Source organism: Homoserinibacter sp. GY 40078 (genome assembly GCF_008017545.1).
Lineage (GTDB): Bacteria > Actinomycetota > Actinomycetes > Actinomycetales > Microbacteriaceae > Homoserinibacter.
This window is the reverse complement of record NZ_VRTZ01000001.1, coordinates 865,377-881,116: the sequence shown is the minus strand read 5'-3', so window position 1 is coordinate 881,116 and position 15,740 is coordinate 865,377. Positions and strand designations below refer to the sequence as shown.

Genomic DNA, 15,740 nt, shown 5'->3' with positions numbered 1-15,740 from the left:
CATCAGGTCTATAAGGCAATCCGCCGCCCCGGAGCGGACCCCGTGGGAGTTCACGAGCCCGTAACCCGGCGCCTCATAGGAAGCTCTACAGTTTCGCCAAGCACCGCCGCCGACGGGTCCTCCCGAACCCTAGACGCGGGGCCCGTCGGTCACCCGCCCGCTCTCCACCCTCTCCCCCCGGAGGTCGCCAATGATCGACTCCACCGCCGCTCGGACAGCACTCACCCGAGCGCCGGGGCGATCGGCAACCGGAGCGGGGCGGTCGGCGTCGTGCCCCTCGCGCCACGCGAGCTGTTCGACAGGACCGAGGCCCTAGGCCCGTCCGCCTCCGGTGCGCTCCGGGCGAGCGCACCGGAGGTCACGTCAGCGCTCGATCAGGTCGCCCGAGCCGCCGCCGTGCCGTGAGACGCGAGCGCCACCGCCGACGATGATGTCGCCCGAGCCGTTGACGACTGCGATGACACGGCCTGTCGCGGTGAGCACGACGTCGCCCGAACCCTGCACCTCGACATCCGCATCGACGGCCTGCAACCCACCCGCCTCGATGTCTCCCGAGCCGCGGATCGAGAACACGACCGCCTCGGTGGCGCCGCGCAGCTGCACGTCGCCCGAGCCGTCGATCTCGACGTCCACGCGGGTCGCGTCGATGTTCGCCGCGGCGATGTCACCCGAGCCCTGCACGCGGATGCCGACCTCGTCGGCCTCGGAGAAGTCCGCTGCCACGTCGCCGGATCCCGCCACCTCGACCTGCGACAGCGAGGTGAGCGTGAGGACGCCGCGCAGGTGTCCGAGGGAGCCCGGGCCCGTGCTGCCGACGACGATCGTGCCGCCGGACTCGCTGATGCGCACGCGGTCGAGCGCCGACGTGTGCCCTCGAAGCTCGAGGCCGGGCTCGGAGCCAAGCTCGACGACGAGGTCGATGGAGGTCTCGAGGCGCAGCGCGTCGATGTCGTCGCCGACCTCCAGTTGTCGGGTATCCATCGGCCCGGAGGCGCGCAGCGGGAGCGCAACGCATCCGGTGAGCGCGACGGCCGCGGTGACGACGAGCGCGGCGGCCGCCGCGAGACGAAGACGGGGGGATGTGGTGGTCATGGGGAGTCCTCTCTCTACCCGATCGACGCTACGGAGCGGCGGCGTCCGGCGGCATCCGGCCCTCCCCCGCGTGCGGTGGGGTCATCCCCCGCATCCGTGGCCGGGGCGAGAGAATGGGCGGATGCAGGATGCTCCGGGAGTGCGGCTCGCCAACGGGATGCGCGCCGAGGTGCGCCGAGATCGCTTCACCTCCTCGGGCTACGAGCTCGTCGTCGACGGCACGCCGCAGTCGCACGTCGACCTCGACGACCCCACCCACCTCTTCTTCGAGTACGTGGCGCGGATGGGCCACGTGATCGACCAGCTCGCGGATCCGGGTGCACCCATCACCGCCCTGCATCTCGGAGCGGGGGCGCTCACGCTGCCCCGGTACATCGCGACGACGCGTCCCGGGTCGCGTCAGCAGGTGATCGAGATCGAGCCGGAACTCGTGGAACTCGTGCGCAGCGAGTTGCCGCTCCCCTCCGGAGCGTCGATCCGGGTGCGCTACGGCGACGCCCGCGAGACGCTCGGCCGTCTGCCCGCGGGACTGCGCGGCACGGTCGACCTGCTCGTCGTGGACGTGTTCGCCGGCGCCCGCACCCCCGCACACGTCACGAGCGTGGAGTTCTACACCGAGTGCGCCGCGCTCCTCGCCCCGGGCGGGGTGCTGCTCGCGAACATCGCCGACGGCCAGGGGGCGGCGTTCGCCCGCGGACAGGCCGCCACGCTCGGACTGGTGTTCGCCGACACGGCCGTGCTCGGGGAGGCACAGGTGCTCAAGGGCCGCCGTTTCGGCAACTTCGTGCTCGTCGGATCACCGGCCGCGCTTCCGCTGGAGTGGATCCCCCGCCTGCTCGCCGGCGGGCCGCATCCGGCGCAGGTTCTGCACGGCGCCGAGCTGCGCGACTGGGTCGCCGGAGCGCCGGTCGTGACCGACCAGACGGCCGTCGCCTCTCCTCCCCCGAACCGCAGCGTCTTCCAGCTCCCCAGGAACGGCTGAGTCCGAGCCGATGCCGTGGGCCGGTGCTGAAATGGGTTCATGAGACCCCGGCCGCTTCTCCTCGTGAGCGCCGCATGCGCGCTGCTGCTCGCCGGGTGCACGGGCACCGCCATGCCCGAGCCGAGCGGCTCGACCCAGACACCGGAGCCCGCACCCGCGCGGGTCGGGCCGGTGCAGCCCGCGGGCGACCCCGAGCGCGTCGCGTCGGGTCTCACGAGCCCCTGGTCGGTCGTGCCGCTTCCGGATTCCCCGGGCGAGGCGCTCGTGAGCGAGCGCGACACCGGGGTCGTGCGGCATCTGGCCACGGACGGCACGCTCGACGTGATCGGCACGGTGCCGGATGTCGAGCACCGGGGCGAGGGGGGCCTTCTCGGGCTCGCCATCGCCGAGAGGGGCGGCGTGCGCTGGCTCTACGCCTACACGACCACGGCGACCGACAACCGCATCGTGCGGATGCCGCTCGGCGACGATCTGGAACTCGGCGATCCGGAGCGGTTGCACACCGGACTGCCGTCGGCGCGTAACCACAATGGCGGTCGCATCGCGTTCGGCCCCGACGGCATGCTGTACGCCACCGTCGGCGATGCCGGGGTGCCGGAGCGGGCCCAGGACCCGACCAGCCTCAGCGGCAAGATCCTCCGGATGACGCCCGAGGGTGGCGTGCCGAGCGACAACCCCTATCCGGGCTCGCTCGTCTACTCGCTCGGCCACCGCAACCCGCAGGGCATCGCGTGGGATGACGCGGGTCAGCTCTGGGCCGCGGAGTTCGGGCAGGACACCTGGGACGAGGTGAACCGCATCGAGCCGGGCGGCAACTACGGCTGGCCGGTCGTCGAGGGTCGCGCCGACGACCCGCGCTTCATCGATCCGTCAGTGCAGTGGAATCCGGACGAGGCGAGCCCGAGCGGCCTCGCCTACGTCGACGGCACCTTCTTCCTCGCGTCCCTGAAGGGCGAGCGCGTGTGGGCGCTCTACCCCATGGCCGACGGTCGGCTCGACGCGGTCGCCTGGTTCGCGGGCGAGTACGGCCGCATCCGCGACGTGGTGCCTGCATCCGACGGGTCGCTCTGGTTCGTGACGAACAACACGGACGGCCGGGGAGACCCGTCGCCCGAGGACGACCGCATCATGTCGGTGCGGCTCGTGGAACTGCAGGAGGGCTGAGCGTGGCCGACCCGGCACGTGTGCGCACCTGGGCGGAAGCGCTCATCCGCCTGCACCTCGATGAGAGCTGGAGCTTCGCGTTCGACAACGCGAAGACCCGCGCAGGGCTGTGCAATTTCACCGCCAAACGGATCTCGGTCTCGCGGTACATCTCCGCCCGGTCGGACGACGACGACATCCATCAGGTACTGCTCCACGAAGTCGCGCACGCGATCGCCGGACCGACCTCCGGTCACGGAGCCGCGTGGCGCACGGCCGCGGCCGAGCTCGGATACGTCGGAGGCCGCACCCACGATGGGCCCGTGCCGAACGAGCTCGCCCCCTGGGTGGGCACCTGCCCCAACGGCCACACCAGCTACCGCTACCGCCGACCTACCCGCCCGACCTCATGCGGCGTATGCTCCAGGCGTTTCGACCCTGCCCTGCGCATCCACTGGGTGCGCCGCTGAGAGGAGCGGACCAATGTACGTCGCCCTGCGCATCGAACTGGCCGCCGACGCCGACCACGTGTGGAACATGCTGCGCTCACCGGAGGCCGCCGCCGAGATCTACGCGCCCGTGATGATCCTGCATCCGGAGACCGACCCGCCCGCCCGCTGGAGCACCGGCGACGCCGTCACGGTGCGGCTCACGAGCCTCGGAATCCCGGTCGGGCGCCAGCTGATCGACGTTCGGCTACGCAGGCGAGGCACCACCCGGATCTTCGAGGACGTCGGCAAGCCGCTGAGCGGAGCCCTCGCGCGCGTCACGTCGTGGCGGCATCGGATGGCGGTGACTCCCCTCGGCGACGGCCGCTGCATCTACCGCGACCGGCTCGATGTCAGCGCGGGCCCGCTCACCCCGCTGCTCTGGATCGGCCTCTGGACGGTGTGGCAGTGGCGCGGAGCCCGGATCCGCCGCCTCGCGACCGCACCGACGCCGTAACTTGACATGATGGTTACATGACGGGGCAGTGGGTCGACGGACACGACGGCGGGCGACGCCTCTTCGAGGCGGGAGCGCCGAGCCTCGACTTCGCGGCAACCGCGCCCGGCGGGCTCGGCGACACGGGGGGCGAGCTCCTCGCCACCGCGACCACGCTCGACGCGTGGCTCGCCGAACGCCACCCGCAACTGACGATCACCCCCGCCTCCGAGGGCGACCTGCGCGACGCCCGACTGCTGCGCGAGGCGATCGATCGACTCGCCCGCGCACGCGCCGATCACGACCCGCTCGAGCCCGACGACATCGACACCGTCAACCTCTACGCGGCATCCCCCGACATTCCGCCCGCGCTCGACGGCGGGCGTCGCCAAGCAGGCGCGGGCCGCATCCGGGTGGCGCAGGCGCTCTCGGCGCTCGCCCGCGACGCCGTCGAGGTGCTGGCCGCTGACGACGCGGACCGCATCCGCCGGTGCGCCGCCGACGACTGCCGCACCGTCTACCGCGACACCTCGCGCACGGGTAGTCGGCGGTGGTGCTCGATGCAGCGCTGCGGCAACCGCGCCAAGGTGCGAGCGCACCGGGCGCGAACCCGCACCGAGGCGAGCTGAGGGCTCAGGCCTTCGAGACCTGGACGTCCTTCCAGAAGGCGACGTACCCGCTGAAGTCCTTACCCACCCGGTCGAACGCCGTCGGATAGGGGTGCGGATACGACCACGCGCGGTCGGTGAGCCACTGCTCGCCATCGCGCACGCTGTAGTACTGGCACTCGCCCTTCCACGGGCAGGTGTACGGGGTGGGGCTGTCGCGCAGCACACCCTCCACGACCGACGACGGCGGGAAGTACACGTTGCCCTCGATGTGGATGACGTCGGCCTCGTCGGCCTGGGCGATCACCTGATCCCCGAGCTTCGCCTGGAACATGATCCCGAGGCTACGCCGGAGAACCCCCGATGCGCTGGACGGCATCGACCGGGGTGACATCGAACTGCACACCCCCGAGCTCGCGCGCCGACACGGATGCCGACACCAGGTGCCGGGTCGCGTTCCGGAGGCCGGCATAGGCCGCAGCCGCGGCCGCAGCCTCCGGTGACTGGTGATCGATGCCCGTCTCGGCGATCGCGTCGATCACCGCACCCGCTCCGAGCAGGTCCTCTACGGCGAATCGCAGCGAACCGTCGGCCTGACGCGCGCCCGCCGCGACGACGCCGACCACGAATCGGCCGCCGAGCTGCTCCTGGCGCTCGAGCGACCACCTTGCGACGGCCGCCGCCGAGCTCACTCCGCCTGCGACGACCTCGATGCCCAGCTCGGGCGCCGCGTCGTCGCCCAGCTCATCGACCCAGACGATCGCGTGCACGCCCGACGCGAGCGCTTCCGCGCCCTCCGCGCCCCACTCGAAACGGACCTGATAGCTCGTCTGGGCGCGCGGGGTCGTCATGATTCCGAGGGTACGACCGACCGGCCGCACCCCCGGAATCGCACGTCACGCTCCGTCATCCTCGGCGCGCCGGCGACGCAGGGCCGCCACGGCCAGGGCGAGCACACCGAGCAGCAGCGCGAGCAGACCCACGAGCCCGACCACCACCGCCTCGCGCACACCCGTCGCGGCGAGACCCATGCTCATGCCGGTCGCGTCGTCGTCCACGGCCAGCGTCGGCAGTTCGCGATCCGGGTCGGTCTCGACCTCGTCACCGGTCAGCTCACCGACGTTGCGCACCTGGCCGACTCCGGCATCCGCCGCGAGCCGCACCGACAGCACCACCGCGGGGGTGCGCTGCCCGACGCCCAGCGGACGGTCGAGGGCGCAGCGGAGCACGCCGCCGTAGCCGGTCGCGTCGCGGTCCGTCACCTGGCAGGAGGACCACGTCGGGTCGCCGGCCGAGGCGGCCGCGGCCGGAGCGACGCTCAGCACCCGCAGGTTCGAGGGCACCGCGTCCACGAGCACGACATCCGTCGCAGCGCCGTATCCGTCGTTGCCGCCCACCATCGTGTACGTGAACTCGTCACCCGGCGAGAGCATCGTCTTGTCGGCGTCCTTGGTGAACCACAGGTGCGCGTCCCGCGGCCCGAGAGTCTCGGCGCACGCATCGCTCGGCGGCGGGTACTCGGCGGTGACCGTCGTCTCCGGGTTGATGTGCAGGGTCACCGAGGCGCCGTCGCGCAGCGCCTCCTCGGGCAGCGAGGTGTCGTGCACGAGGTTCTCGTAGTCCGGGGTCTCGCCGGGGCCCGCTGCCCGGTATCCAGGCCACAGGATGCCGTACCCGTCGGCGTCGACCGCCGCGCCGGGCCACAGGATGCGCCCGTTCACGACTCCGTCGTCGTCGATCATGTCGGCTGTGATCGGCACCACGTCGGTGTGCACGATCTCACCGCCCGCCGACTTCCACTCGATCGTGAGGCTCTGACCGTCGAGGTCGACGTTGCGCGCGTCGATCCGGTAGTACAGCCACGGGGCGTCCCGGAGGCACGTCGGGGTCGCCGAGGCGTCGAGCCACTTCACCGGAGTCGTCACGTCGTCGTCATCGCCGTCCACCTGCGGGGTGGTCGAGGTGACCACGGCCGTGTTGGGCAGCTGGTCCTTCGCGATCGTGTCGCGAACGGTCACGGTCACCAGGATGTCGGTCGCGTCGTCACCGGCGTCGAGCACGGTGTCGTAGTCGCACGCGAGGACCCCGCCGAAGCCATCCGGGTCATCGCCGTTGAACTCACAGGTCCAGCCGGATGCGTCGACGCCCTCGAACGCGAGGTCCGCGTCGAGCTCATCCGCCACATGGACGCCTTCGGCGTCGACGTGGCCCGAGTTGGTGACCGCGAGCGTGTACGAGAACTCCGTCCCGCCCTGAACAGCGCCGACCGAGGCCGTCTTCTCGATCGACAGCGAGCCGAGGAGGAAGGTGTTCGTCACGGTCACCGTCGCCTCGCCCGTCGCCGGGATGACGGCCGGATCGTCGTCGGTGCTGACCTCGCTCTCGATCGCGTAGCCCGCATCCGTCTCGGCGACGGTGCACTCGGCGCCGACGAGCAGGTCGTCGAGGTGCGCCTCGTAGCCGTTCGAGGAGCTCAGCTCCTGCGTGGCGTCGGATCCGAGGTCGATGTCGACCCAGGTGCCGTCACGGTCGTAGCCGCACTCGACCTCGACCTCGAACGGCCCGTCGCCCCAGCGGGAGACGCCCTCACCGACGCGCTCCTTGACGATCTGGAGACCCGCGACGTCGAAGCGGTTGTCGATGTCGACCTCCGCGGTGCCGCCGTCGGTGATCGCGGGGACGTCATCGATCGTGGTCTGGGTGGCGGCTCCGGACTCGGGCTCCGTCACGACGCAGTCGGCGCCCGCGATGAGCCCCGTGACCGTGGCGGTGTAGCCGCCCGCGGCGTCGAGCACCACGAGACCGTCATCGGGCAGCGGGATCTCAAGGGTCTCGCCGTCACGCTCCCAGGTGCAGGCGAGCTGGGCGGTGAACGGTCCGGCTCCGTAGGTCGCCGCCCCGTCACCGGTGCGCGCCTTGGTGATCTTCACGCTCCCGGTGTTGAACTGGTTCGTCATCACGGCCGTGACCGAACCGAGCGTGTCGCCGACCTCGGGTCCCGGGATCGTCACACTCGCGTCGTCCGCCGGGTCGCTCGCCCCGCCGGCATCCGTCTCGACGATCTCGCAGGAGGTTCCCGCCGGGAAGATCTCGTCGAAGTCGTGCGTCTCGGACGCCTCGAGGGTGAGCTCGGTGTCGAGCAGCGTCTGGCCGTCGTACGTGCAGGTGACGTCGAACACGAACTCGGCATCGCCGTAGGAGGTGCCGCCGGTCACGACCTTGCGCACCGAGAGCGTGCCCGCCTCGTACGTGTTCGTCACCGTCGCCGTGTAGGACGCCGCCGAGCCGAGCTCGAGCGGAGCAGCCTCGCCCTCGACCACCGTGTTCTCGGCGTCGCCGAGGGTCACCGTGATCGCGTCAGCCGCGTCGGCATCCGTCTCGCGAAGGGTGCAGTCGGCGGGCGCGGGGATGTCGGTCACCGACTTCGACTGGCCGTCGGCCAGCGTGAACGCCGCGTCCTCGGCATCGAGCTCCACCTCGACGATGCCCGAGCCGGTGTCGGACGCGCACTCGAGGGTGAAGTCGAACGGACCGAACTCGCCCTCCGTCGCGAGCGTGTCGACATCCTTCACGATCGTGAGCGAGGTGGTGCCGAAGGTGTTCGTGACGCTCGCGCGCTGCGCGGTCGGCACGGCGTCGGCGACGGCGGCGGCCGTGGTGACCGCCAGCAGGGCGGCCTCGCCTCCGGGAGCCTCCGGCGAGTAGTCGACGCTCACCGCGTCGGTCTCACCCTCGACGATGCGGCACTCCGCACCGATCGGGATGCCGTCGATGCGCGCCGTGTACGGCACCGCGTTGCCCTCCGCGAGCGTCAGGGCTCCGGAAGCGGGCAGCGGCACGCTCACACCCGCGACCGTGCAGCTCGCGGTGACGCTGTAGCTGGTCGGGGCGAAGTCAGCGGCGACTCCGGCGATCGCCTTCGTCACCTGGATCGGCCCGGTCGCGATCTGCACACCCGCGCGGATCGGCTCGACCCGTCGCATGTCGTTGTTCGTGAAGCGGGCGCTCACCCCGAAGCTGTTCCACGCGCGCACGGGCGAGGTGCTCGCCGTGACGGGGGCCAGCTGGTCGGTCGCCGAAGTGGTGGGCGTGTTGACCGTGCGGTAGGTGACGCCGACCCGGGCACCCGGCTTCAGGACGCCCTCTGTGGCTCCGGAGAAGTCGAACACGATCCGCACCGCGGTGACGCGGTCGTAGTCGTCGGAGTCGAACGCCGATCCGTCCACCCAGCTCGCGGTCGAGCACGTCGGGTTGGACTCGAACGTCGGGCAGGGGTTCGCCGTGGTCGTCAGCTGCCAGGTGAACGTCGTGCCGACCGACTCTCCGGCGGTCCGCAGCTGCAGGTCGCCCGCGAACACGGGCCGGTAGTCCGACTCGCGCGCGAGTCCGGAGCGCAGGTACGAGTCGCCCGGGATCGGAAGCACGTCGACGATCGTCGCCGTCGAGGCGCTGATGTTGCCACCGTTGGTGAACTGCAGCTTCCACAGGTCTGTGCCGCCCACGACGGTGTTCGCGGCGCACGGGTAGCGGTAGAAGCCCTCCGAGTCCGAGACGCACGGGGTCGCGGAGTCCTTCGCGTTCACGGCACCGCGCGTCGAGACGGTGCCCGTTCCGACGTCGCCCTTCACGCCCTTGAAGGAGGTGATCGCCGACGCGTCGTAGGTCGTCACGAGGGCGTCCGTGGAGCAGCTCGTCGAGCCGTTCGTGAAGGTCACGCTGCGGCCGTTCGAGGTCGCGAGGGTGCACGCCTCGAGGCTGCGGTCGCTCGTGAAGCGGAAGGTGTTGAGCGCGGCCGGGTCGGTGGTGCGCAGACCCGGCGCGAGCTGCAGCGGGATCACGACCGTGTACTCCTCGCCGGGGGCGAGCCGCGACCCAGCGGGCCAGCTGATCGTGATGCGGCGAGCGGTGTCGTCGTACGAGACCGTCTGTCCGCTCGTCGGCAGGATGCCGGCGGACGAGGTGGAGTACGTGATCTCGCTCGTTGGGTCGAACAGGAGCGATCCGCCGTACGGCATCGTCGCGTCGACGGGCAGCTGGTCCACCACGACCGGGTTGTTGAGGTAGCCCGTGCCGGTGTTGCGCATCACGAGGGTGAAGTTGACCGTCTCGCCGGCGGGCGAGCTGGTCACCGCAGGAGTCTTCGAGATCGCGACGCGGAAGGTGCCGGTCGCGAGCGTGAGGTTGCGGTTGGCGGATGCCGTGTCGGTTCCCCAGCTGGGGTTCGTGGCGCTCGTGTCGACCGTGTTGGTCACGGTCGAGGGGAAGGCCACCGAGGTGCCGTCGGCTGCTGTGTCGCGAATCGCCACGGTGAAGACCGCCTTCGCCGTCCAGTTGGCGGCAGGCGCGGTGGTCGAGATGATCGCGCCGTCCGCGCGGCCGTAGCTGAAGCGCACACCGCGCACGTCGGCGAGGTCGACCGAGGGCAGGGTCGCGTTCGAGCCCCACGCCCCGTCGACCCACGAGTCGTCCTCGAGCTTCACCGACATCCGCACGCGGTCCGCACCCGTCGGACGCTGCGTCGAGGTGAGCCCGCGCAGTTCGAAGACGTTCCAGAAGTCGGAGCGCGTGTCGGAGATCACGATCTCATCGGGCGACGCGGTCGAGGTGCCCTGCGTGGCCGTGAGTGTCACGGTCACCGGCGTGCTGCGGTCCTTCTCGAGGATGGTCGTCGGCGAGACGGCCTTGGCCGCCGTCACGTCGATCGCGGCGTTCGCGAGGGTGACATCCGCGCTGCGCGAGGCGTAGGCGTTGACGCCGGTGTCGTTGAGCACGCCGTCCCACACCTGGGTGAATGCGTCGTTCGTGATCACGCCGGGGGCGGGCCGCGTGGTGGGATCGCTGCGGAGGAACTCGCGCAGCTGCGTCTTCAGGGTGATGGAGAGGTTCGCCCCGGTGACGATCGAGCCGCCGTCGGCGTTCACCCCAGAGAAGAGCACACTGATGCCCACGGCGTCGGCCAGCTGCGAGGTGTTCGGTCGCCCGGATCCGTTCGTCACGTTGTACGTGTAGTCGACCGTCGAGCCGTCGGGCTTCCACACGGTGATGACCGCGCCGGTCACGCCCGCCGCACTGAGCGTGGAGGTGCTCGGCATCGTCAGGCTCGTGATGGTGAAGGCGTCGAACGGGCTCGTCTCCGGGTCCCACGTGTGACCCGTGTACGGATTAACCGTCGACCCCGAGACGCCACCGGCGGTCGGGTGCACGCACTCCGTGACGTCGGAGCTCGAACACGGCATCTGGTCGGTCACCCGCAGGTACCAGGCTCGCGCATCCGAGGTGTTGCGCGCCGTCAGCACGAAGTCCGTGGTGGGGTAGTTGCCCGCCGCCACGTCGCCGAGGATCGGGATCGCCATCGACCCGGAGCTCGACGTCTTGGTGAGGCCGACGCCCGGCAGGCGGTCGAGGATCTGGATGGTGTCGGCGGCACTGCGCTGGTCGGCGCCCGTGACGACGAGCACGTTGTTCTCGACGAGGCCGGCATCCGGGGCGCGGTTCAGCACGCGGCTGGCCGTGATCCACGGGTTCTCGGGCGAGGCGGAGCTGTCGCGCAGGCGGTTGCGCAGCTGGAAAGTGAGGTCGAGCGGACGCTCGTCCGGGCCCGAGGTGACGCCCGAACCGACAGGCGGAGTGAGCGGGTCGTCGGTGTTCTCGGGGAGGCGGCCGTCCTCCCACTCCTCGAAGGTGATCTCGACGCCGACGGTGCTGGCGCGCTCGGCGGCGGTCAGCGTGTATCCGTTGAAACGCCCCTCGCAGTCGCTCGCGGTGGCGCACGCCGCCGAGCGGATCGACGTCCACGTCGAGCCGTTGTAGAGGCGGATGTCCTTCACGCGGTCGAACGCGATGAACGGGTCGGCTTCGCGCGTGATCGCCTCGATCCGCACCAGGTCGAAGGCCTGGAAGACCGTACTCGTGACGGCTGCGGTGGGGTCGGCCGGGTCGGCCACGACGACCGTGTCGGACCCGGTCACCTGTGTGCCCCATCCGAGGCGCGCGGTGCGCTGCTGGCCCGACTGGCTCGACACGGTCGCGGAGCCGTCGACCAGCTGCCAGTCCTTGCCGGCGAGCAGACCGCCGAAGCCCGGGTCGGGGATCACGGGGCCGGAGCCCGTGTCGCCGTCGCTGTCGGTGACCGTGCCGCCACCCGGCAGCTCGACCTCGCCGCCCGAGTCGACGGTCGCGGCGTTGGTGTAGCTCGTCGCACCCGAACCGGAAGCGACGGGAAGGCCGCTGTTGCGCAGCTCGGAGCGCGCGACGAACGCCACGTTGCCCTGCACGGCCGTGCCCTGGGCGAACCCGTCTTCGTTGGTGAACTCGAAGCGCACACCGACGAGACCCGCGGGGAGTGCCTTCGCGTAGGTCGTGCCGACGTCACCGGTGATGATCGTGTCGAAGATCGTCCAGGTGGTGCCGTCGGTGGTCGTCCGGATCACGAGCTTCGAATCGGCGGGCACCGAGGTGGGCGCGATGGCGACCGCGTCGAACGCATCCCAGTAGTCGGTCCCGCTGCCGTCGACATCCGTGATGATGATGCTCGTCGGGTTCACGAAACCGGACTGGCTTCCGACGGAGGCGCGGAGCTGGGTCACCGAACGGCCGCCCGCGGGCACCGGGGCGGACGGGGTGACCGTCTTCTTGAGGGTGACGTCGATCTGCGGGTAGATGACCTGCAACGAGGCCGACGGGTACGCCGGATCGGCGTCGCCCGCATCGTTGTGGGCATCGACGCGGATCGTGTTGTCGAGGTCGACGACATCGCTCGGGTTCGTGACGATGTTCGGCGCGACCTCGAAGCGGAACGGCACGGTGGCCGATTCACCCGCGGGGATCGATCCGATGAAGTCCACCGAGAACCCGACGATGCGCTGGCCGCCCGTCAGGCTCGGGGCGGGCCAGTCGTCATCCGGCCCGATCGTCGTGGGGGCCGGAGCCGAACCGGAGTCGACGAGCCAGGTGATCTTGGCCGACGTCGCGCCCTCGGGCCAGGCAGTGCCCTGGTCGACGAGGCGCGTGAAGGTCAGGTGCGTGTCGGCGAGCAGCTCGTCGGCCTGCTGGGTGAGGCGCAGCACCGACACGGGACCGTTGGAGTCGTTGCGGCCGCTGAGCGTCGCGGTCGTTCCCGTGCCGGCGGCGATGACCGATGCCGCGAAGGATACGGTGCCGCTGACCTCGACCGTGAGAGGGCTGATCGTGTACGAGTCGGATCCGTTGGCCGAGGCCGAGCCGTGATCCGGCACGGTCACGGTGCCGCGGGTGAGCATCGTGGCGGATGCGCCGAGCACGAGCGAGTCGGAGGTACCACGGCGGGTGGCGCGCTGCGCGACCTGCAGTTCGATCGAGCCCTCAGTGCCGTTGGCGGCGATCGCCACACCCGAGGTGGATGTGAATCGGATACGTAGGCCCGTCACGTCTCCGGCGGACACGCCGCCCGGAAGCGCCGCGGAGCTCGACGGGGTGCCGACGACCCACGCGCCGTCGACGTAGGCGTCGATCTGCACGCGGTCGGCGCCCTGCGGGAACACGAGCTCGCCGAATCCGGTGAGGTCGACGATGTCGAAGGCGTTCCCCGTGGCGGTGGGGTCGCGCGGGGCGACCAACTCGAGCGAGTCCGCGAGCGCGTTCGAGGTGTTGCGGGTGGTGAGGGTGATCGTCGAGGCCTCGCCCACCTTGAACTGCGCCGACGGCGGAGCCCAGTCGATGCTCGTCGAGGTGGAGACCTCGAACGGCACGGAGACGGTCACGTTGGCCGAGGCCGACTCCTCGAGTGCGTTGTCCGCGCGCACGGTGGCGGTGTTCGGCACGGCGACACCGTTGTGGCTCCAGTTCGGCGACAGCCCTGCGGGCACCGTCAGTGCGACCTGGATCGAGGGGCCGTCACCCGACGCGAGGCCCACGCCGCCGCCGTCGAGCGCCCGCGTGAACGCCACGGTCAGGGTGCGGCCGTCCTCGCCGCCCCAGGTCGTCGTCGCCGGAGCGCCCGTGACCACGACCGTGGGGTTCACCTCGAACGAAGCGAACGGCTCGGGGAGGGCATCGACGACGGTCGCGTTCAGGCAGTTGTCGCTCGAGCAGTCGACGGTGATCGTGTAGGTGAACACCTGCCCGCGGGCGGGGGTCGCCTTGTCGACCGACTTCGTGATGTCGAGCACGGCCGAGTTCTCGGCTGCGGCGGCGGGCACCGCGGCGGTACCGATGAGGAGAGCGGAGAGGGCTGCGAAGGCAGCACCGAATTGCAGGCGGCGACGTGCACGTACCACGGAGAGGAGAACCTATTCACACTTGACGGCGCACGACATCCCCGGCTGCATCGGCGTTCGAGTGCCGATTCGGGTGAGCAACGCGGGTACGTCACTGGGGTATCGGGTAACCGTTTGCGCTTACGTTATCGAGGGTTGTTCACCGCGTGCATGCGCTTTCGCCCCCGGGGGCGACCCCAACCCGGGGGTGTAGAACGAGGGGTCGTCCCCCCAGATTTCGGCTGAACGTACCCCGGATACGGCTAAACGTACCCCTCAACCGGCTGGACGCGTACCCCGACGGTCGAATCAGCCGAGGACGCCGACCGAGGCGAGCGCGGCGCGCAGCAGGCTGCCGCGACCGCCCTCGAGCTCCGCATGGAACGTCGGCGACGACGCTTCGGCGGGGGTGACCCAGGTGAGCTCGAGCGCATCCTGCCGCGGCTCGCAGGTGCCGGTCACCGGCACGACGTAGGCGAGGGCGACGGCGTGCTGGCGCTCGTCGACGTAGGCGGAGAGCCCCGGGATGGGGAAGTACTCGGCCACCTGGAACGGCACCGGGCTCGCCGGGAGCAGAGGGAAGGCCATCGGGCCGAGGTCCTTCTCGAGGTGGCGGAAGAGCGCGTCGCGAATCGTCTCGCCGAACATGACGCGACCCGAGACGAGGGTGCGGGTGATCTCGCCCGCCGGGTTCGCCCGCAGAAGCACGCCCACGTGCGTCACCACGCCGAGGCCATCGACGCGCACGGGGACCGCCTCGACGTAGAGGAGGGGCAGCCTCCGCCGCGCCTCCGACAGCTCCTCTTCGCTCAACCACGCCGAGTTCGGCTCGTCGCGAGGAGGTTCGGGGATGCCTGCGCCCACGGTGCTCATGCTTCATTCTGGCGCACGCGCCCCCCGGTTCCCGTGAGAGTACGCACTTCTGCGTGCTCCGAGCCGTGAGAGCACGCAGAAGTGCGTACTCTCACGGGGCGGGGCAGTATGGGGATGTGACAGCGCTGTCGATCGACCCGGACCTCGTCGTGTGGAGCGACGAGCCCGACGCCTGCCGCGGCCGGCCCCTCGTGCTGCTCCTGCACGGCCGCGGATCCGACGAACACGACCTCGCCTCCCTCGCATCGCTCCTCCCCGCGCGCTTCGTGTACGCGTCGCTGCGCGGCCCGCATCCGTTCGGCCCCGCGTGGGCCTGGTTCGACGACGCGGTCGAGACGCCCGGCGACCCGAGTCTCGACGCGGCAGACGCGGCAGCGGACGCCGTGCTCGGCTGGCTGAGGCATCTACCGTGGGTGCCGCCGCGCGTCGGAGCGCTCGGCTTCTCGCAGGGCGGCGCACTCGCCGTGCACCTGCTGCGCCAGAGCCACGGGGCGGTCTCGTTCGCCGCGAACCTCTCGGGGTTCGTCGTGGGCGGCGAACATCCGGCCGACGCACGGCTCGCGCGAGAGCGGCCCGCGGTGTACTGGGGACGCGGCACTGTGGATCCGTTCTTCACACCCGCCCTCATCGCGCGGGCCGAGCGGTGGCTCGCGCACCACACCGCGCTGACCGGTGCCGTGTATCCGGGGCTCGGGCATGCGGTGTCGGATCAGGTCCTGAGCGACGTGGCCGCCTTCCTCCGCGCCCGCTCCTGAGCGGGGCTCTCCCCGCACCGGCGCCCCTCTCAGCCCCGTGAGAGTACGCACTTCTGCGTGCTCTCACGGCTCGGAGCACGCAGAAGTGCGTACTCTCACGGGGCGGGGGCGCGCGGCAGGTCAGGAGTCG

General features: G+C 70.9%; 11 protein-coding genes. 6 read left to right on the top strand and 5 right to left on the bottom strand.

All coding sequences use genetic code 11. The annotated features are described in order from the left end of the window. Positions 1-363 precede the first annotated feature (363 nt). Positions 364-1,092 (bottom strand): GIN domain-containing protein, encoded by a 729-nt coding sequence (locus tag FVQ89_RS04270; protein WP_147900651.1) that lies wholly within the window; start codon positions 1,090-1,092, stop codon positions 364-366. Positions 1,093-1,213: 121 nt separating this feature from the next. Here FVQ89_RS04270 and FVQ89_RS04265 point away from each other — a divergent pair, with 121 nt between their 5' ends. From FVQ89_RS04265 to FVQ89_RS04245, 5 genes are read left to right on the top strand one after another with little or no spacing between them, the layout of a single operon-like run. Next, complete coding sequence (locus FVQ89_RS04265; RefSeq protein WP_147900650.1) at positions 1,214-2,074, top strand: spermidine synthase; 861 nt, start codon at positions 1,214-1,216, stop codon at positions 2,072-2,074. A gap of 39 nt (positions 2,075-2,113) precedes the next feature. Next, entirely contained in the window at positions 2,114-3,238 is a 1,125-nt protein-coding gene (locus tag FVQ89_RS04260) for a sorbosone dehydrogenase family protein (protein WP_147900649.1), read from the top strand. Between the two features lie 2 nt (positions 3,239-3,240). After that, positions 3,241-3,687, top strand: coding sequence for a SprT-like domain-containing protein (locus tag FVQ89_RS04255; protein WP_147900648.1), 447 nt, complete (start codon positions 3,241-3,243; stop codon positions 3,685-3,687). Positions 3,688-3,700: 13 nt separating this feature from the next. Beyond that, positions 3,701-4,162: a hypothetical protein gene (locus FVQ89_RS04250; protein ID WP_147900647.1), complete on the top strand. Its 462-nt coding sequence runs from the start codon at positions 3,701-3,703 to the stop codon at positions 4,160-4,162. Between the two features lie 17 nt (positions 4,163-4,179). Then, complete coding sequence (locus FVQ89_RS04245) at positions 4,180-4,770, top strand: ABATE domain-containing protein (RefSeq protein WP_147900646.1); 591 nt, start codon at positions 4,180-4,182, stop codon at positions 4,768-4,770. A 4-nt stretch (positions 4,771-4,774) separates the two neighbouring features. Here the strand turns inward: FVQ89_RS04245 and FVQ89_RS04240 are convergent, their stop codons facing one another. The 4 genes from FVQ89_RS04240 to FVQ89_RS04225 form a co-directional block, all read right to left on the bottom strand. Further along, on the bottom strand, positions 4,775-5,083 hold the full coding sequence (locus FVQ89_RS04240) for a DUF427 domain-containing protein (RefSeq protein ID WP_147900645.1): 309 nt from the start codon (positions 5,081-5,083) through the stop codon (positions 4,775-4,777). A 10-nt stretch (positions 5,084-5,093) separates the two neighbouring features. Further along, positions 5,094-5,600, bottom strand: a complete 507-nt coding sequence (locus FVQ89_RS04235; protein WP_147900644.1) for a 2-phosphosulfolactate phosphatase — start codon at positions 5,598-5,600, stop codon at positions 5,094-5,096. Between the two features lie 45 nt (positions 5,601-5,645). Continuing rightward, positions 5,646-14,003, bottom strand: a complete 8,358-nt coding sequence (locus FVQ89_RS04230) for a DUF5979 domain-containing protein (protein ID WP_147900643.1) — start codon at positions 14,001-14,003, stop codon at positions 5,646-5,648. Positions 14,004-14,291: 288 nt separating this feature from the next. Beyond that, positions 14,292-14,855 (bottom strand): NUDIX hydrolase family protein, encoded by a 564-nt coding sequence (locus tag FVQ89_RS04225; protein WP_147900642.1) that lies wholly within the window; start codon positions 14,853-14,855, stop codon positions 14,292-14,294. Positions 14,856-14,971: 116 nt separating this feature from the next. Here FVQ89_RS04225 and FVQ89_RS04220 point away from each other — a divergent pair, with 116 nt between their 5' ends. Continuing rightward, a complete protein-coding gene (locus tag FVQ89_RS04220; RefSeq protein ID WP_147900641.1) occupies positions 14,972-15,610 on the top strand; it encodes an alpha/beta hydrolase in 639 nt (212 codons plus the stop codon). Positions 15,611-15,740: the final 130 nt, after the last annotated feature.